Annotated in this window: 19 protein-coding genes; 9 read left to right on the top strand and 10 right to left on the bottom strand. The window is 34.3% G+C overall.

The genetic code is table 11. The annotated features are described in order from the left end of the window. Positions 1–12 precede the first annotated feature (12 nt). Together ttuA and MHHB_RS01500 are read right to left on the bottom strand one after the other, a co-directional pair. On the bottom strand, positions 13–918 hold the full coding sequence (ttuA, locus tag MHHB_RS01505; RefSeq protein WP_131006866.1) for a tRNA-5-methyluridine(54) 2-sulfurtransferase: 906 nt from the start codon (positions 916–918) through the stop codon (positions 13–15). Positions 919–1,357: 439 nt separating this feature from the next. After that, complete coding sequence (locus MHHB_RS01500; RefSeq protein ID WP_229701896.1) at positions 1,358–3,142, bottom strand: bifunctional NADP phosphatase/NAD kinase; 1,785 nt, start codon at positions 3,140–3,142, stop codon at positions 1,358–1,360. A 142-nt stretch (positions 3,143–3,284) separates the two neighbouring features. On the opposite strand from MHHB_RS01500, the gene MHHB_RS01495 reads away from it, so the two are divergent. The 3 genes from MHHB_RS01495 (at position 3,285) to MHHB_RS01485 (ending at position 7,555) form a co-directional block, all read left to right on the top strand. Then, positions 3,285–5,138, top strand: coding sequence for a S16 family serine protease (locus tag MHHB_RS01495; protein WP_131006865.1), 1,854 nt, complete (start codon positions 3,285–3,287; stop codon positions 5,136–5,138). 15 nt (positions 5,139–5,153) lie between these two features. Then, entirely contained in the window at positions 5,154–6,086 is a 933-nt protein-coding gene (gene mptA / locus MHHB_RS01490; RefSeq protein ID WP_131006864.1) for a GTP cyclohydrolase MptA, read from the top strand. Between the two features lie 443 nt (positions 6,087–6,529). Continuing rightward, positions 6,530–7,555, top strand: coding sequence for a H(2)-dependent methylenetetrahydromethanopterin dehydrogenase-related protein (locus MHHB_RS01485; RefSeq protein ID WP_131006863.1), 1,026 nt, complete (start codon positions 6,530–6,532; stop codon positions 7,553–7,555). A gap of 87 nt (positions 7,556–7,642) precedes the next feature. Here the strand turns inward: MHHB_RS01485 and MHHB_RS01480 are convergent, their stop codons facing one another. Genes MHHB_RS01480 through MHHB_RS01470 form a run of 3 tightly spaced genes read right to left on the bottom strand, consistent with a single transcriptional unit; the run spans position 7,643 to position 8,811 of the window. Next, positions 7,643–8,089 carry a DUF1890 domain-containing protein gene (locus MHHB_RS01480; RefSeq protein WP_131006862.1) on the bottom strand — a complete coding sequence of 149 codons (447 nt, stop codon included), beginning with the start codon at positions 8,087–8,089 and terminating at the stop codon, positions 7,643–7,645. Positions 8,090–8,098: 9 nt separating this feature from the next. After that, complete coding sequence (locus tag MHHB_RS01475) at positions 8,099–8,410, bottom strand: DUF1894 domain-containing protein (protein ID WP_131006861.1); 312 nt, start codon at positions 8,408–8,410, stop codon at positions 8,099–8,101. An 11-nt stretch (positions 8,411–8,421) separates the two neighbouring features. Further along, positions 8,422–8,811 (bottom strand): class III signal peptide-containing protein, encoded by a 390-nt coding sequence (locus tag MHHB_RS01470; protein ID WP_131006860.1) that lies wholly within the window; start codon positions 8,809–8,811, stop codon positions 8,422–8,424. Between the two features lie 333 nt (positions 8,812–9,144). On the opposite strand from MHHB_RS01470, the gene MHHB_RS01465 reads away from it, so the two are divergent. Then, positions 9,145–10,185 carry a potassium channel family protein gene (locus MHHB_RS01465; protein ID WP_131006859.1) on the top strand — a complete coding sequence of 347 codons (1,041 nt, stop codon included), beginning with the start codon at positions 9,145–9,147 and terminating at the stop codon, positions 10,183–10,185. 120 nt (positions 10,186–10,305) lie between these two features. On the opposite strand, the gene MHHB_RS01460 is transcribed toward MHHB_RS01465, so the two are convergent. Continuing rightward, the gene (locus tag MHHB_RS01460; protein ID WP_131006858.1) at positions 10,306–11,304 is read right to left on the bottom strand and encodes a tRNA lysidine(34) synthetase; all 999 of its coding nucleotides are present in this window, start codon (positions 11,302–11,304) and stop codon (positions 10,306–10,308) included. Between the two features lie 159 nt (positions 11,305–11,463). Between MHHB_RS01460 and MHHB_RS01455 the strand changes: the two genes are divergently transcribed. From MHHB_RS01455 to MHHB_RS01440, 4 genes are all read left to right on the top strand, one after another. After that, entirely contained in the window at positions 11,464–11,739 is a 276-nt protein-coding gene (locus MHHB_RS01455; RefSeq protein ID WP_131006857.1) for a 50S ribosomal protein L34e, read from the top strand. Positions 11,740–11,754: 15 nt separating this feature from the next. Beyond that, positions 11,755–12,300, top strand: coding sequence for a (d)CMP kinase (cmk, locus tag MHHB_RS01450; protein ID WP_131006856.1), 546 nt, complete (start codon positions 11,755–11,757; stop codon positions 12,298–12,300). 4 nt (positions 12,301–12,304) lie between these two features. Further along, positions 12,305–12,541, top strand: coding sequence for a 50S ribosomal protein L14e (locus tag MHHB_RS01445; RefSeq protein WP_131006855.1), 237 nt, complete (start codon positions 12,305–12,307; stop codon positions 12,539–12,541). Between the two features lie 343 nt (positions 12,542–12,884). Further along, positions 12,885–13,766 (top strand): radical SAM protein, encoded by an 882-nt coding sequence (locus MHHB_RS01440; RefSeq protein WP_131006854.1) that lies wholly within the window; start codon positions 12,885–12,887, stop codon positions 13,764–13,766. Here MHHB_RS01440 and MHHB_RS01435 read toward each other — a convergent pair. The 3 genes from MHHB_RS01435 to fni form a co-directional block, all read right to left on the bottom strand. Then, a complete protein-coding gene (locus MHHB_RS01435; protein WP_131006853.1) occupies positions 13,763–14,722 on the bottom strand; it encodes a polyprenyl synthetase family protein in 960 nt (319 codons plus the stop codon). The two genes, MHHB_RS01440 and MHHB_RS01435, sit on opposite strands and share 4 nt — an antisense overlap. 75 nt (positions 14,723–14,797) lie before the next feature. After that, positions 14,798–16,144: an RNase J family beta-CASP ribonuclease gene (locus tag MHHB_RS01430; RefSeq protein ID WP_131006852.1), complete on the bottom strand. Its 1,347-nt coding sequence runs from the start codon at positions 16,142–16,144 to the stop codon at positions 14,798–14,800. A 339-nt stretch (positions 16,145–16,483) separates the two neighbouring features. Beyond that, positions 16,484–17,554: a type 2 isopentenyl-diphosphate Delta-isomerase gene (gene fni, locus MHHB_RS01425; RefSeq protein ID WP_131006851.1), complete on the bottom strand. Its 1,071-nt coding sequence runs from the start codon at positions 17,552–17,554 to the stop codon at positions 16,484–16,486. A gap of 84 nt (positions 17,555–17,638) precedes the next feature. Between fni and MHHB_RS01420 the strand changes: the two genes are divergently transcribed. Further along, positions 17,639–18,298, top strand: coding sequence for a metallophosphoesterase (locus MHHB_RS01420; RefSeq protein ID WP_131006850.1), 660 nt, complete (start codon positions 17,639–17,641; stop codon positions 18,296–18,298). Between the two features lie 183 nt (positions 18,299–18,481). On the opposite strand, the gene MHHB_RS01415 is transcribed toward MHHB_RS01420, so the two are convergent. Next, entirely contained in the window at positions 18,482–19,309 is an 828-nt protein-coding gene (locus tag MHHB_RS01415; protein ID WP_229701895.1) for a CheR family methyltransferase, read from the bottom strand. Positions 19,310–19,422: the final 113 nt, after the last annotated feature.

The following is a 19,422-nucleotide window of genomic DNA, read 5'->3' as shown; positions in this document are numbered from 1 at the left end:
TTGTCCATATTCTTATTTTATACTCAGATCAACAGCTTCCCTAAGATCCCAAATACGGCAGAATGAACACACTTTCCCACCTGACGGCATACCACAGACTTTACACTCATTAATCTTCCCCTTTTCAATTTCTCCTTCAAAGAGATGCCTCTTCTTTAAAAACCCTCTCACAAATTTTATCTTTGTCCCAGGTCTGATTTTTTCCAACTGATTAATAATCTCCTTATACCTTAATGTAATGGCTCCCTTTGAATAGGGACATTTGTCAGTTACATAGTCTATTCCAACTGCTGAAGCATATGCAACAATTTCTCTCTCTGTAACTTCATAGAGTGGCTTAACCTTTTTTACGAATTTACCTTCACCTGGGAGTATAGGGCCCTGCTTAGCTAGATACTGGGTATTCCAATTAAGTACGTTGCCAAAAATAAAGGATGCTTCGTCATCTATGTTATGCCCCGTAACAACAACGTCAAAGTTGTTGTCATAGGCAAACTTGTTGGAAATATATCTCTTTGTAGTTCCACAGTAGGAGCATGTAGGACGGGTAGTTCTAAGTTCACCAATTCCAGATCCTAAAAGTTCTCTGATCTTAACTATATGGAGAGGAGTATCTATCATTTTACACTGCTTTTTGACGTACTCTTCACATTTATCAGAGTATCCTCTAACCCCAAGGTTGATATAGAGACACTGAATATCGTAGTTAAACTTTTTAAGTATGTAGGAAACTACTGCAGAATCCTTTCCACCACTTATAGCAACTAAGATTCTTTCATCCTTTTTAAAAAGTTTGTATCTCTCAATAGTTCTCCTAACCTTTCTCTCAAAATACTCTATAAAGTGTTCTCTGCAGAGGGGTATTTTTGGATGGTAAAGTTTAATGTATGCCTCCTTTTCGCAGAATTTACATTTCATCTTCCCACCGTAGAGAAGTGATGAAAGAAGTTAAAAAATCATTCAAATTATACTTTTCATCAAAAAGTTAATTAAAAAAAATGAATGTAATTGTATAATTATGAATTAAATTGATAAAACAGTGAAAAAATAATGTAGTAATAAACTTATATCCTAGAATCTTTTTTCTGAACACTTAAGGTAAAGAATTAAGGGACATTACAGAGATCATCTTCTATCAATGTTCAGGAGTAGTAATCCATTTACATTTTTTATTTTTTAATAACTTTCCCATTATATTTTTTTACCTTTATTATTATTTTATAATAATAATTTTAATAATTTTTTTGTTTATTACATGCTGAGAAACAAATTTTAGTAATGGGGTCGTCCTTTTTTATTGTTTTTATAATCATTTATTTATTATCCCTTAATAAGAACTGGATTATTTTTCTCCCAATTATACTTGAGAGGGTATAAGTTTTTTATTATAATCTTCCAATTTTTTTAATTTACCGTAGAATTTTCTACCTTTGACAAAATAAGTGTAGGAATCTGATTTTCTAAGTATAACTTCATCTCCTTTTTTTAAAGTCTCTTCCACAGTTCCGTCTATAACTACTAGTACAGATTTTTTTAATATTCTTATCACGATCTCAGAATTTCCATCTACCACAATAGGACGAGAAAAGAGTTTGAAGGGACAGATAGGGACGACTACAAAGGCATCCATTGAAGGTTCCAATATCGGGCCTCCAGCACTTAACGAGTAAGCAGTTGATCCTGTTGGAGTTGATACTATGAGTCCATCCGCCCTAACTTCTTCTACAAACTCCCCATTTATATATACCTCAAAGTATACCATCTTTGCAGGGTTTTTCGTTATTAGAACTACCTCATTTAGGGCATCTGGAAGCATCTTCTGATGGTAATTACTCTTATTTCTACATCCTTCTTCATTGAATATCTTAACTATACAGGCACATTTGGTCCTTTTTTCAATTTCGTAGTTCCCCTTTATAACCATATCTATAGCCTTAAATACTCCATCCCTACTGAATTCTGTGAGAAAACCTACTGTACCCATATCTATACTAATTATAGGTATTTCATTTCCACCAATCAATCTTGATGTCCTTAATACTGTTCCATCGCCACCTATGGATAACATATGGGATACATCCTTAAGATCCTCCATTACTTTACCCTTATATTTCCTAATATCTACTTTGTCCTTTAAAGTGTTGTAGAGTTCTCTCTCCAGAAGGTAATCTATACCCCTAGATTCCAGATAGTTTATAACTTGAATAACCAGGTTTAAAGCTTCTTCCTTATCTAGCCGGGATATTATACCAAATCTTGTTGGTTTTAACATCCACTTGTTGCCGAATATACCCACCAACTTTTGATGGAGGGCCGTATTTGAACATATCAGTGATGTCCTCTCGTGAATATCCAACTTCATGCTTATAGGTTTTCCATCCCTATCTGTTATTACTCCTCCAGCCTCCTTGAGTATAACATAACCACCTGCAATATCACAGAGTCTTGTAGTCTTGTTTACATTTATAAATGCATCTAAAGCCCCTCTAGCTACATAGCACATCTCTAAGGCGACAGAACCAAATATCCTTATCCTCCTTACTTTCCTATCTTTTATAAAATTTAGAGTATTAGTAGTTAAACCGTAGGCAAAAACTCCTAACGAAGCGTCCTTTAAATTCTTGGTGTCAGATACCTTTATCTTTTTCCACTCTCTCTCATTTTTTTCTAAGATATAAGCCCCACTGTTAACTATTCCATAATATATATCACCTGTAGCTATGTTTTTTACCATTCCCAACTTCAGATCTTCTATATTCATGCTTCTTACTATATGTAGAATATCTTTACTATCTCCAATCTCCTGTGGAATTTCTCCCATAGCGATAGAAACGGAGTAGATAGGAAGATTATTCAACGCATTGTATGTACCATCTATAGGATCCAATACAATAAGATACTCTGGTGGTTCTTCACCTATTTTTTTAACACCTATTTCTTCACTTATAAGTATGGCATTACAATACCTCTCAATGGAGTTTACTGCAATGTTCTCAGCTATTACATCTATCCTCTTGGTAGGAGTACCATCTGCTCCAATTTTTATTACTTCACCAGATCTTTCCCATCCAATTAGGGGTTTTATTCCCTTCTCAATACTATCTACTACCCTTCTGGCAATATGGAACATATTTTTATTCATAATTTCACCGTATGATAAAGAAATTTTATAGAGATATTAGAGATATTGTTAAAAAGAAAAAGATTAATATTATTAGTCAGTATTATTATTTTTCCTAATTATTATTAGATATGAATCAAAAAAATGAAAGTAAGGTAAAATTATGAAAAAGTATCTATTTCTCCTCTTAACACTAACTTTCCTAAATATAACTTTTGCAGATATAACTGTAACAGTCCCCGCAGTTTTCGAAACAGACTATGGGTATGTAGGAACTACTATCAATATCGATGTAAAGGTGTCTAATGGAAGTGGCCACGTTTTTATAGACACTCTACCAGTAACAGGGATGGATATGCAGAGTTCAGCAAGAATAGCTGCAAAGGTGGCATTTGATGTATGTAACAGAGACCAGGAGAACTACGACGTGTACTACATAGTAAGATCAAAAGTACCTATAGTTGGAGGACCTTCGGCCGGAGGTGCCCTATGTGTAGCTACCATTGCGGCATTGAACAACTGGAGTATCAACAGGGATGTTGTGATGACAGGGATGATATACCCAGATGGAGGTATTGGTCCAGTAGGTGGAATATTAGAAAAGTTAAAGGCTGCCAAAATAGCAGGTGCCAAGTATTTCTTAATACCCTACGGAGAACGATACATTACTGTAGAAGATCCATATAGTAAAAATAACAATATTACTGTAGATGTTGTAGAGTATGGCAAAAAATTAGGAGTAAAAGTTATTGAGATTAAGAGTATATACGATGCTATCTACTACTTTACAAATCATATGTTAGTTGAGGGTAACTACTCTCCTAATCCTGTACTTGGAGATATATACAAAGAAAAGATGAAAAATCTCGCAGATGAAGTACTGAAACTTACTAAGGAGAATTATAACTACGTAAATAATAGATTAAATAACGATTCCAGCGTTATGTTGAACTATCAGATGGAGATAAACCTTAAGAAGAGATTGGAAGAATCTAAGAAAGATTTGGACGTGGCACAGAGACTATACTCTCAAGGTTATTACTACGCTGCCACTTCAAAGGCTTTTGGAGTCATGATAAACCTAGAAGTTATAAACACCACCTTAAACTACATGGAGAGTACCGACAAAAGAGGTTATCTAAAGGATTACCTAATAAATATTCAGAAAGATATTGATGATAAAAAGGAAATAATTAAAAATAAAAGTTTGACGAAAAGTAACTTCGAGTATATTTTAGCTTCTAAGAGTAGGATCTATGAAGGAGAGGATTTAATGGATAAAGCCTGGAAGGAGTACTATAACGGCAATTTTTTATCTGCCATAGAGTACGCCTCTTACGGAAAATGGAGAGGAAAGAGTGCTATCTGGTGGTTAAAACTAGCAGATAAAGATGTCCCTTCGGATGAAGAACTTATAGATGAAAGCCAATTTATACCTCTTGCCCAGAAGTACCTTGATAATGCTGAGATTGTAGTTTTCTATAGTTCATTGGTACTACCTGATACAGGATTGATAGACGATGCCGAGGATAAATTAGATAAAGCTAGAGAATACTACGAGAAAGGGGAATATCTTCTCTCTATAGCAGAAAGTATAGATGCTTACGTATATGCTACAACAAGCCTTAATTACAATAATACAGATATGAAGTATCTAAAAGATATGGCGGAAAAGAAAATATACAAGGTAATGGATAATTATGGATATCTCCCTGTAAGTGCTATGGGGTATTACGAATATGCTAACTCCCTCAATGATACTTTCTCCAAGGTTCTCTACTATGAATACAGTGCTGCTTATTCTCAGATGGATATAGACATCCTAAAGGAAATTGGCCACAAATATAGAAGAGAAAGTAATACATTTATTCTTCAGAATTTAAACTCTTCTACAGGAAGAATTTATTCTGAAGATCATCATGTTCTCTATGCCGTCGCTGTAAATATTATATATTTATTTATAGGCCTATTCTGTGGGGTTTTGGTAGGATATTTTATCAGGAAGGATAACAATTAATATTAGGTGTCTACTATGTTGTGTGATATTCAGGCTACAGAACCTGAGATTAAAATACCTCTCACGAGAGTAGGAGTTATTAATTTAAAAAAACTCGTAAAGATATATAGAAAAAATAAGAGGCCTATAATATTACTTCCAACCTTTGAAGTCTTTGTAGATTTACCAAGCTCCCAGAAAGGCATACACATGTCCAGGAGTCCAGAAGTTATTGAGGAAGTTATAGAGAATTTAGTAGTTAAGGAGATCTACGGGATAGAGGAGTTGTCAGTAAATATTGTAAAAAAACTCTTTGAAAAACATGAATACGCAACAAGGACTGAAGTTTTAATGTACGGAGATTACATTATAGAGGAGAAGTCTCCAATAACAAATAAACCTTCCCAGGGATTATGTAAAATTATAGGTAGAGCTTATGGTGTAAAGGACAGTGAAGGAAACATCCATATTAAGAAAATGGTTGGTGCGGAAGTCGTAGGTATTACAGCCTGTCCATGTGCCCAGCATCTTCTAAAGGAGAAAACGATTCAAAATTTAAAAAAGAAAGGATTTTCAAATGAAGATATAGAGAAGATATTGGATGCAGTAGTTGTTGCGACTCATAACCAGAGAGGTATAGGGACGATAATGATAGAAGTTCCAGAGGGCTATAACGTGAGTATTGGGAAGATAATAGACATTATAAAAAAGTCTATGAGTGGAGAAGTTTATGAACTACTCAAAAGGGTTGATGAAGCATACGTGGTAGAGATGGCCCATAGAAATCCAAAATTCGTTGAGGATTGTGCAAGGGAGATGATAAAGAGAATCGTAGAAGAGTTTAGATATCTACCAGATGATACCCAGGTGGTGGTAAGGCAGATTAATAAGGAAAGCATCCATAGACATGACGCCTTTGCAGAGAGACGTTCTACTATGGGAGAGTTGAGGAAGGAGTTGAATATGTAATGCTTCCTGTACACCCAACCTGTTAATTCTTAATAAAGTGTTTGGCCCTACAATCTACGGATAGGACTTTACCAAGGAGAGGGTCTCTTCTTTTTTTCAAATGTTTAAGAATATATATAGGAACTCCATCTTGTAAAAAATTATTTATAAAAATATGTTTATTTATTATAAACAATTATAAAAAATTAAGAAAAAATTAAGGATAATGTTCAAAATAAAAAAACTCCTATCTACCCAAAAAACAGATGTATCTTTTCCTACTCTCAAATATTAAAGAAGGAAATTCTCAGGTATATCTTAATCACAATCTGTAGAATCCCCTTATATAATGAGAAATTTCTTGTCTTCCCCGTGTGTCCAAGAAAGATCCTAAGATATAAATATAGCCATGTTTAGAACTTATCTTTAACTAAAAATCTTCCAAAAATTTTTTGGTGAAGCCCATGAAGATTTCAGTCTACGGAGCAGGAAATCAGGATCTGTATGTCAACAAACTTAAACTTCCACAACTCTTTGGAGGAGAACCACCATACGGTGGAAGTAGGATGGCTATGGAGTTTGCAGAAGTAGGGCATGATGTTGTGCTTGCAGAACCTAATAGAGATGTACTTAGTGAGGATATGTGGAAGAAAGTTGAAGATTCTGGAGTAAAAGTTACCAATAACGACATGGAAGCTGCAAAACATGGAGAACTACATATACTGTTTACACCCTTTGGGTGTTATACTGGAAATATTGCTAAAAGTATCATTCCCTATTTACCAAGGGATGCAGTGATTCTAACTACCTGTACTACTACTCCTGTTGTTTTATATTCCTGTCTCAGATACGAACTAAGAGAGAGAAAGGATATAGGTATTACTTCAATGCACCCTGCTGCAGTTCCAGGCACACCTCAACATGATCACTACGTAATAGGTGGAACTTCCTTAGATGGAAAGGATTATCTAACAGAAGAGCAGTTGAGGAAGTGTATTCAGTTAGTAGAGAGTGTTAATAAGAAAGCCTACGTAGTCCCTATAGATGTAGTACCTACAGTTTCAGATATGGGGGCACTTGTGACTGCTATAGCGCTGGCAGGTATTTTGGAGTACTATACTGTAGGTAGAAGAGTCATAAATGCTCCTAAAAAGATGATTGAACAGCAGATAGTTAGAACACTCCATACTTTAGCATCTCTTGTAGAAACTTCAGGTGTTTATGGTCTATTAAAGGCCCTTAATTTGGAGTTAGTTATAAAGAGTGCTTCCTCCATGCACCTTTTGAAGGAGCAGAAAGGATTGGAGTCAGCTTTAGATATACTAAAGAATTTAGATGAAGAAATAATAGAAAAATCTAAAAATGCTGAAATAAATCCAACAACACTTGTAGCTTCCCAGGCACTTGTAAAAGAACTTAAAGCTTTAATTGGAGGAAAGGCAGCAGAAGGAGCTATAGAGAGATGTATGAAAAAACTCTTTATGGAGTAGTGAAACTCTGTCCCAAATGCATGAGAGAGTAAAGCACTCAAAGAGATTATATTATACTTAAATCTGGTATGGAAGTAAGAACAGATCCTAAATCAGCTCTTCTATTAACTCCTTCAATTTAACTATTATAGGTACAGGGTTGTGGAATGCCCGAGCAGAGTATGTCACTATTCCTTCATCCTTCAAGTCTTCTATATATTCACCTTTCACTTTTCTACCAAATACTATAGCATAGGTTTTTGCACTATACACCGATTTATAGGATATGATATAATTTACCGCAGCATCGTTATGGACAAATCCTACTATAACATCTACTTCTAATCTATTTTTCAGTCCTTTCTCTATATCCTGGAACCCTACACCTCTCAGATAGTATCTCTCTGGATCCGCTGTTTCAAGAAGCTTCAATGCTGCAGGGTTTGCAGAAAGAATGATCACACATCCACGATTTTTCAACATATTTAAAAGGTATAGAGTAGACGGAATTAAAACAGGAGGCTCGGGACATCCTATTATAACAAGTACTCTCAAAGACACCACCTACCAGAACTTCAGCATGGATAAGATACCACCTTTTTTATTTTTATTATCATTCTCACTTCGAGAGGATTCACTGAGAGGCACCTTTAAAACAAAGGTCCCGTAGCATGGTTTTGTATAAGGAAATATAACAAAATCCTCATAAGAAGCTACCGGTATTGGAGGTTTTCCTATTAGAAGAACTCCCTTTATAACCTCTTCTCCTGGTTTCAAGTATCTTATATTCTTAAAATTCTTTGTGATGTAGTTGGAACACTCTTTGAATGTTCCTTTAAATAGAATCTCGTAGTTGTAGTTATCTATACAAGACATAGTTTCACTTTTTAATTCACTATAACTACAGTTATATTGTATACATTGGGATCTACATGTGACCTATCGTATATCAGTCTCCTTATAAGATTTAAAGTTGAGTCATCTAAAGGGCTCTGATTTTTTATATATATGGAGATATCTGTTTTATCTGGATCGTAGGACATACCAAGATATAGTATAGGATACTCAACATTACTCCCGTTATATCCTGAATTTACAAGAGATATGGCAGTTTTAGCCCCAATATCTATATTATCTAGATCTCTATCCCTATTATTTAAATTGTTGTTCATAAAATGATAGATGGAAGCAATAGAGAGAACAAGTATAACAAGTAATAATACAGAAAACTCAAAGGATAGTTGGCCTCTTTTTTTAATTAAGGTTTTTACAATCATACTTTTCACTAATTATAGTTTTATTTTTATAGTGATCCATTTATGATATAAATTATAAATTATATACTATATAATAGTAAAATAATAGTAAAAAAACTATTAAGACTTATTATTACTCTTTTAGGAAGTTCCATTTAAGAACAAACAAAATGGGATTTTACTGTTATTTATTTTTATTTTTATTTTAATAACGATTATTATTTTTAAAATTAACATTTCTACTGTTTTTCAATTTAATTATTTAATCTTACTTTAAATATAAACCAGAGAGTTTTAAATACTTGCAATAATTATTTTTGATTTAATATTATAACAATCTCTACAGGGTCCTAAATGGAAGTTGTTAACAGGATAAAATTAAGTATATTAACAATGATCTTACTAATTTTAATTTACGCTCTTATAATGATGCACATGGAGGGTTTATCTTTTATAAATGCTCTATATTTCTCCATAGTAACTATATCTACAGTTGGGTATGGAGATATTACACCTACAACAGAACTCGGGAAGATAATTTCCTCTATCTATATTCTATGTGGTGTTGGTATAGGATTGTATGCCTTAGGTAACATTGCTGAATTTTTTGTAAGTGGATACTTTAAAAAAACAGATAGGATGAGAAAGATGGAAAATAGGATAAAAAAGTTGAAAGATCATTATATTATCTGTGGGTATGGTAAGTGTGGTAAAGTTATAACTAAAAAACTTGAGAAGTCTGGAGTAAATTATGTGGTTATAGATATTAACGAAAAGATTTTAGAGAAAGAATTAGAGAACGATCCTAATTTTAACTACATAGTAGGAGACGCTACTCATGATGAAGTATTGATAAAAGCTGGAATTGATAGGGCTAAAGGACTAATATCTGCTGTATCTAGAGATTCTGATAACGTATATATAACTCTCTCTGCTAAAAGACTGAATCCCAATATCTTCGTTGTAGCAAAGGCTGAAGAAAAGGTATCTATGGATAAGTTGCTGATCGCTGGCGCTGACAGGGTAGTCTCTCCCTATATTATAGGAGGACTTAGAATGGCTGCACTTGCCCTGAAAGTTGACATACTTGATTTTGTATCTACTTTTATGTCTATAGCAAGATACGAATACGATGAAGATTTGGAGATAAGAAAGATAGAGGTTAAAAGTAACTCCCCTCTAGTAGATAAAAAGTTATATGAATCCAGGATTCGGGAAAAATTTGGGGCGAATATTATAGGTATAAAGAAGAGAGATAAACTGGTAATAAACCCATCTGCAGATACCGAAATATCCTCTGGAGATATTATCTATGCCTTTGGTACAGGAGAACAGTTGGATAATCTTGAGAGGGTTGCAAGAGGTCTTTTTAACAATAGTAATGATCAGATATAACATTTCAGATTTGTAAATAAATATTAATAATATATTTAAAAGATAGTAAAAATTCCTCCTATGCATTACCTTTTTTCAGAGGATATTTTTCAACACCTGGAAAAAGACGAGATTCTATCGTTAACTGGAGTCATTACTATAATACTCTATGGATTTCAATACTGATGAAACTACCATCTCTCTTATATTTTTAACATCCTTTTCAAGATTCTCCAGGATCTCATGACATCTCTTCCTTATACTATCTCCCCTATCTCTACTGTAGGGGCATATCTCTTTATCTCTGTAGTATTGAATACCACATTCATTTAGGGCCTTTAAGATGTCTTTCTCTGAAACACTTAGTAGAGGTCTTGCTATGGTACATCTCTGTAGTTTAAGTTTGAATTCTTTAAAGTCAAAAATAGCCTCCTCGAAATCTTTAATAGGCTCTAGAACTCTTATGATATCTCCCTTAAAGATATTTGCCAATACTGTATCTGAGTTGTCCTCCAAGGTATGTCCCAAACATATCTTTATCTTGTCTCTTTTAACGCCTCCTTCCTTTACTAACTCCATAGCAAAATTGGTTAAAACATACCTCCTAACTATGGAGCAGGAAAAACAGGGGGAGTATACAATACCTGTAGAGTTATCGGAGAGTAACTGGGACATTTTAACTACATCTTCATGGAAAGATATTATTCTATAGGGAATATCCAGAGCCTCGCAGTGTTCAGCTATCTTTTTCACATTACTGTTTTCAGGATGCCATGGTCTAATACCTCCTACATTTACATCTACAGTAACTGCGTATATCTCTACTCCAAATCTACGCCTATAGGATTCCAAAAGGTGAAGTAATGCTAAACTATCCTTTCCCCCACTTAAACCTACTATCAACCTATCTTTTGGTGTTATTATACCATGTTTAGATACATATCTCCCCATCTTCTGGGATATCAACTCGTAACTTTTGGAGTATATTACAGGTATTTTAAATTTCCTCTCTATTTTCTCTTTTTTTGCTTTAGACAATCCAGCCAATCTTCTACTGTTTGCAATGATCCTGTCCTTTCTGATAGTTAGATAGGATGGGTTACAATACTTCTTTAACTCTTTTATATCTATCTCCTTCAATATCCCCCTCTATTCTATTGTAGAGAAAGATTTAAATAATAGGAGGATATACTCTTTTTAAAGCGAGAATATTTTTTAATTAAGTAAAAGATATATACCACTACTATTTTTTACTATAATTTTTTATATATTTTTTACAACATTTAGGAGGTTATCTATATGCCTGCTCCAAGATATAGATCGAGATCTCTGAAGAAGATCTTCAAAAGAGGACCTGGTAATAGGACCTTAATACACTACAGAAGGAGAAAGCCCTCTAAGGCAAAATGTGCCCAATGTGGAGCTGTTCTAAACGGCGTCCCAAGAGGTAGACCATCTGAGATTAGAAAACTATCTAAAACAGAGAAGAGACCTGAGAGACCATACGGTGGCTACCTCTGTCCAAGATGTTTAAGGAGATTGATGATAGAGAAGGCAAGGAACTTACAACTGTAAAGATCAGGTGTTGAGATGATAATAACCGTTGGAGGACCTCCTGGTAGTGGAACTACAACGATATCTAAATTAATAGCTAAAAGGTATGGATTGAAACATGTATGTGCAGGGTTTATATTCAGGGAGATGGCTAAGAAAATGAACATGGATCTCTCAGAATTCAGCAAATATGCAGAGGAACACCCAGAGGTAGACAGGGAAATAGATGCTATGCAGGTTGAAATTGCAAAAGAGGGGAATGTAGTACTAGAGGGACGACTTGCTGCATGGATACTAAAGAGACATAACATAGAACCTACACTCTCCATATGGTTAAAGGCACCTCCAATGGTTAGGTGTAAGAGGGTAAGTGAGAGGGAAAATAAAGATATAGAAACATCTCTATCTGAAATGATAGAAAGGGAAAAAAGTGAAAAAAAACGTTATAAGGAGATATACAATATAGATCTGGAAGATCTCTCCATATATCACATAGTTATAGACACATCCCGCTGGGATGTAGATGGTGTGCTCAACATCATCTCTACATGTATAGACAGTCTAAAAAAAGAGAATGGGTGAAAAAATGGCAGCAATTGAAGTGGGAAGAGTTTGTATCAAAACAATGGGAAGAGAGGCAGGAAAAATCTGCGTTATAGTAGATGTAATAGATAAAAACTTTGTCCTAATAGATGGAAATGTTAAAAGAAGGAGATGTAATATAAAGCATATAGAACCAACTGAGAAGAAAGTTGATATTAAAAAGGGGGCCTCAACTGAGGAGGTTAAATTGGCACTGGACGCAGCAGGGTTGTTGAAGTAATTGTTTTTTACATGTAAAAAATTCTTTTAATGAAGAAAAATTAACGGAATCTTATCCTCCTTTCTTAATACATGGTATATACCAGGAGATAACATATATCTTACTTTTTCCTCTCTTTTTAAATTATTTTTAATAAAATCAACAATCGCCTTTATAATTATAATAATTATAATTATAATAATTTTAAAATAAACCTCTGCTATCTTAAATAGAAAGTATAGACATATATTTCTCTTCTCTCCCCACAAATAAGGTTAATAATTTCGAGATTATCTATTTTTACATGATTATTTTTATTGAGATCCCTCGACGGTTATAACTACAAATAAACAAAGGTGAAACTATCAAGATAGTCCTAAGAAACGAGATCTGTGATAAATTAGAAAATATTGTAAAGAATCTAAAGGTTTCAAGACACTGTATAGGTTGTCAAGGTTTAGATATAAACAATCCAAATCCCCATCATCATCCTTCTATCGAGATCACCCAGAGGTGTCAACATAACTGTATATTCTGCTACTCCAGGTTAGTTAAGGTAAAGGAAGGTATATACGGTATAGATCCTAAAAACCAAGATACTGAAAACTGTACCGCCATAACTATAAGTCAATACGGAGAACCTCTACTCTATTCAGAGAAAGTTAAAAAGGCTATTGAATTTACAAAGTCGCTTAACTTAAGGTGTGATCTTCAAACGAACGGTGTAAATCTAAATGAAGAGTTAATAAGAGAGTTTAAAGATTTAGGGTTAGATATTATCATGGTAAGTCTAAGTGCCTCTACTCCAGAGACCCATGAAAAGATAACTGGATCTAAAACCTTTGAAAAGGTGCTCGAGAATATTAAACTCGCTTCTAAATACATCTATACTATAGTGAGATGTGTATATATTCCAGGCTTCAACAGAGAGGAGTTGATAGAACTCTCGGAGATATTAAGTAGGGAAAGTGAAGTTAAAGAGATAATGGTCCATCATTTGATAGTCCATAATGAGAATAAGAATGTATTGGAGAGTATCTACGATATTAAAAGTGTTGGAAAAGTTAAGGATCTCTTACTCCTCGTAGATGAGATGGGAAAGAAGGCTCCTGATATCAAGGTAACTATCAAGGGATGCCTTCTCGTTAATCTAAGGGGTATAGATGGATACCTACTAAACTCTATAACCTTGGACTGTTTCTCAGAGGTACCTGTGATAAAGAGAAAGTATCATCCTTTCTTTTAATAAACTCTCTCCATTATAAAATCTGCTATATCCTCCAATTTTTTTCTCCTTTTTTTATCAAATATCTTTAAATACTCCTTGGATTCTGTAATATATTTCTTTACCATCTCCTTAGCGAACTCTATGGAGTCCTTCAATATTTCAATAGCTTCTTTTATTTCTTCATCTTCGGCATCCCTCTTTCCAAGAATATCCAATAGCCTCTTCTTCTTATCCTCTGGTAGATGTTGAAGGGCATGTATAACTATGAGAGTTTTCTTACCCTCCCTTATATCACTACCTATAGGTTTTCCTATCTTATTCTTATTACCTACCAGATCTAAGATATCATCCTGGATCTGAAACGCTAAACCTATTCTCTTGGCGTATTCCCTCAAAGCCTCCCTCTCTTCAGAGGAACACTCCCCCATTATAGCACCAATCTCTACAGAAGTTACAAGTAGAGCACCAGTTTTCTTGGAGATCATCTCTAAGTACTCCTCCATTGTAATGTCTTCTCTTTTCTCAAACTCCATATCCATGGCCTGTCCAACACATACATCTACACAGGATTTAGAGAGGACCTTTAAAACCTCATGAGCCTTTTCAGGATCTCTTATATCTGATACTGCAACAAATGCCTTTGCATAGAGAAGATCTCCTGCAAGGATTGCCATAGGTTTTCCATAAACAATATGAACTGTAGGTATTCCTCTTCTCCTGTCATCGTTATCCATTATGTCGTCATGAATAAGAGTATAATTATGTATCAACTCAACTGCAAGGGCTGCAGGGAGTACTTCTTCTATATCGTCTCTCTTTAGCATGTATGTAAGTATTGTTAAATAGGGTCTTATCCTCTTACCTCCTGCCAGTAGGAGATGTCTAGAAGCTTTGTATATAGTACCTTCTCCTTCTAAGTATCTGTTTAATTCTTTATCTATTAGGAACAAGATATTTTTATCAAAGAGTTCCATCTTTTTCACCTACTTGTTATTAAAATAATTATAAATTTTCTGATTATTTTTGCGATATCCTCTATTTTTGGATTTTTATATAATCCTCTCGAACTTCAAACTTTGGCCGTTTCTAAGTAGATGCACATCTTCTCCTAGCCTATATCCCTCTTCCTCTGTCAATTTAGCATAGGCAGTTGTAAGGTTAAAATCACCATGGGAAGGGATAATATGCTCAGGGTTAACCCACCTTATCATGTCCCTGTGATCCTCCTTTGAGGCATGGCCAGATACATGGGCTCCCTTGAATATTCTCACTCCCAGTCTCTTTAAACGAGCCTCTAACATATACCTCTGGGCGGCGTTCATAGGATTTGGAATTACATCTGCAGAGAATACAACCTGGTCATACTTCTCAAATTTAAAAGGTGTCTTATCAGTTACCATCCGAGATAGTACAGCACCATCTTCTCCCTGATGTCCAGTTACTATAAGTAAGTAGTTCTCCTTACCTTCCTTCATTATCTGGCGGAATATTCTATCTACAGCAGAAGGATCCCCCGTCATTCTTGTATTTTCTGGAAACTTGACGATGCCAATGTCCTCTGCTATACCACAGTATTTCACCATCGATCTACCTATAAGTAGGGGAATCCTACCCATCTTCTCTGCGATCTCTGTTGCAGACTTTATTCTGGCTATATGGGAAGAGAAGGTTGTAACTATTACCGCATTTGACTGGTTATCTGCACCTAACAGATCATTTTTTAAAAGATCTGAGGCCACCTTTTCAGAAGGTGTCTTTCCCTCAAAATCAACCCTTGTACTCTCTGATATCATACATAGTACTCCCTGTTTACCTAACTTTTTTATAGCTCTGTAATCTGGTCTCTCTCCTACAACAGGAAAGTTGTCAAATTTAAAGTCGTTTCCATAGACTATAGCACCGTAAGGTGTATGTAGAACTGGAAGAACTGAATCTGGGATACTGTGGGTTATATTTATAAACTCCAAGGTTAGATTAGGTGTTAAATCTATAGATTCCTTTGCATTTAGTGTAACTAAGGGATTTCTTACATCGAACTTTTTTTCACTTAGTATCTCTCTCTTAATAAGTTCTATGGTGTAAGGTGTTCCTATAATTGGGGCGTTGTATCTATGGGCCAATTTCGTTATTGCCCCTATGTGATCCAGGTGTCCATGAGAGACTACTATAGCCTTAACCTCTCCTTCAATATTCTTCATAACGGTATCATCTGGAATTACACCCATCTCAATTAAATTCAAACTGTGCATCTTAGATATATCTGTATCTTCATGTATCAACACCCTGTCTAGCTTTAGGCCCATGTCGAATATTATTATTTCACCATCTACGTTAACGGCTGTCATATTTCTTCCAACTTCCTCGTATCCTCCAATAGCAACTACTTCCAACTGCAAATCCACCACTTCCTTGTATTTTTTAAAATAAAAAATAAATCAACAATACTAACAGTATCAGTACCGATAAGACTATTTAATCAATTCTGTTTTACCGATATTATATTAAAAAAATATTACTTTGTAAGTACATATCGATATATACTTGGACTAACAACAATATAAACCACAGTTTATTACCCCCCATTAAAGTAAATATAAGGTACCTTGTATATTGATAGAGAGATGAAATCTATTAATAACAGTGGTGTATTTTTTAATAATTGTTATATATATTATAATTACAATAATTATAATAATAAAGTATTATTTTTTAAACCTAACAATATTATACATCCTTTAATCTTTTATATTCAACCATTCTCTTAACTCACTCTTTATTATATATTTAGTCTTTCTAAGTTCCTCTATATTTTCACAACCTACTAAAAATAGGGTTGTTTTCAGCTCCTTTATCATCCTCTCAAGGACTTTTACCACTTCTCTGGCATCTTTGAGGGCAGCCTTCAACACAGGTAGTGCAACTCCACAACAGTGGGCACCTATGGCGATAGATTTTGCCATATCTACTCCAGATCTTATACCACCACTTGCAATAATAATACCTGGGAAAACATTCTTAACAAGGAGTAGAGAAGCTGCAGTAGGTATGCCCCACTCTAAGAATCTCCCCGAGAATTCCCTAAACTCTCTTTCCTTTATCCTGTAGTACTCTACCATGGCCCAGGAAGTGCCACCACTCCCAGCTACATCTATTGCATCAAAACCTATTTCCTTTAAGATTATTGCATCCTCCTTAGAGAACCCCTCCCCTACCTGCTTAGCTATAAATGGTATATTCCTGTACATCTTCTTATACTTGGATATAACATCCTTGAGTATATGTATATCTTTAAAGTTAGTATCTCCCTCTGGTTGAATAGCCTCCTGAAGTGGGTTGAAATGTATAGCCATGGCATCTGCATCGATCATCTCAACAGCACTCTCTACAGTCTCTTCATCCCAGCGATCCACTATAAAGTTGACAGCTCCTAAATTACCTATAACAAGGGGAATATCGTAATCCCTTACTACTGCATAGGTATCTACCACACTACTATCTAATATACCTGCCCTTTGAGAACCTACGCCCATCCCCAAGTTAAGTTCTTCCACAGCCTTTGCTATATTCCTGTTTATCTCTTTGGCCTTGGGATGGCCCCCAGTTATTGCAGTTACAATGAGAGGAGCATTTAACTTTTTTCCAAATAAATCTATTGTAATGTCTATATCCTTTAAATTACAGTTGGATACGCCCCTATGTATTAACTCTATAGCGTTAAAGAGGGTACTTTTTCTATACTCCACATCACAGTGATTACAGATCAACAGATGTTCCAACTTCCGTAAATGAATATCTCTATCATCCATTGAATCACCTTTTTTATAGGGAATTGTAAATATTATTTATATTAATTATTAATTATTACAAATTAAGAAATATTAAGGGATACTATGAGAATAGTGGGAATAACTGACCTACATGGTAGATATCGCCATCTCAACAAAGTACTTCTATATAAACCAGATGTATTGGTTATCTCAGGAGATATTACCCACTTTGGTAGAGATTTAAAGGTAATAGATTACTTAAAGTACCTACAGGAGAAAGAAGGTGTGAAAATATTGGCGGTTCCTGGAAACTGTGATACTTTAGAAGTTATAGATAAAATCAATGAAATAGGGATAAACTTGGATGGAAGATGTGTAAATGTTGAGAATATTTACTATGTAGGTATAGGGGGGAGTAACAGGACACCTTTTAACACTCCCAACGAGTACTCTGAAGAGGAGTTATACTTTAGATTTATAAACACAGTTAAAAATATTGAAAAGGATATAAAAGGTAGGTTTATACTGGTATCCCATGCACCACCTGTTAATACCATGGCCGATAGGACTGTTGATAGTAACGTAGGTAGCACATCCATTAGGAAAATTATTGAAGAGTACAGTCCTGTATTGGTAGCATGTGGTCATATACATGAAAGTAGATGTATAGATAAGTTAGGAAGTACTTATATTATAAATCCTTCTCCAAGATCATTCTTTGTATCTGATATACATATAGGTGATAAAATAACTGTTAAGAGTATAGAGTTGGTAGATTTCTAGAAAATGAAATTTATTAGTATATATTTTTATTAAGTGGATATATTATGTTCTGAATATTAGAAAAAACTTTGGTCCAGAGAAGTCTCTGATACTTCAACTACCTCCACAGATAAAAAGATATATCATATAATAATAGAAAGGAATTAATGAATCTTTCAAGGAAACTCTCGTCTTTTGAAGGTTTTAGGGTTTTTGATATATCCTTTCCCGATGGTTCACTGTTTTAAAGAGTTCTCTCGCCTTTCCACGTAAAATCTCTGTTTTTCCAAGTACTAAATATCCTCCACTTACTAACCCCTCGTAAAACTTTAGGAATATCTTTTCCTGTATATCTTTATCAAAGTATATAATAACATTTCTACAGAGTATCATATCCATGTTTTTTAGAGGTGGATCTTTAATCAGATCGTGCAATCTAAATTGGACATATCTTTTTATAATTGGTTTGATCTGGTATTCGTATTCACTTATTTTGTTGAAATACTTAGATATTAAAGGTGGATCTATGTTTTTAAGTTGTTTATCCAAGTATATTCCTTTTCTAGCCTTTTCCAGGACATTTCTATCTATGTCAGTACCGATAATAGTAACCTTTAAAAATTTTCTCTTATGTTTTTCTATTAGGTTGTCTATAATTATTGCTATTCCATAGGGCTCTTCACCAGAGGAACAGCCAGCACTCCATATTTTAATAGACTTTCTGGATTTATCTAAGACCATCTTTTCAAGGATTTTTGTAATTTCCTTATAGACTGTTATATCCCTCCAAAACTCTGTAACATTAACTGTTAAAACATTCTCCAATTCTTTGTACTCTTCAGGATGTTTTAAGAGATACTCGTAGTATTCTTTATAGGTCCGACATTTACATGCTCTCATTCTAACAGCTAATCTTCTCTTAATATAACTCTCTTTGTATTGATCAATATTTATTTTCAATTTTACCTTAATATCTCTTCTAATTTTGTTGAAGTAAATATCTTCTTCATTATTAGTAGTTCTAATAGTCACTATTTCACCATCCTATAGTAATACATTAATTATAGGAAGTTTCCCTCGGCATTATACTCTAAATTTACTTACACTATGTGAGACCTCTTCAGATATCTTGGCAAGTTCATCAA

The organism is Methanofervidicoccus abyssi (assembly GCF_004310395.1).
Lineage (GTDB): Archaea > AGJL01 > Methanococci > Methanococcales > Methanococcaceae > Methanofervidicoccus > Methanofervidicoccus abyssi.
The sequence above is the reverse complement of the archived record's forward strand: the minus strand, read 5'-3'. Positions and strand labels throughout refer to the sequence as shown.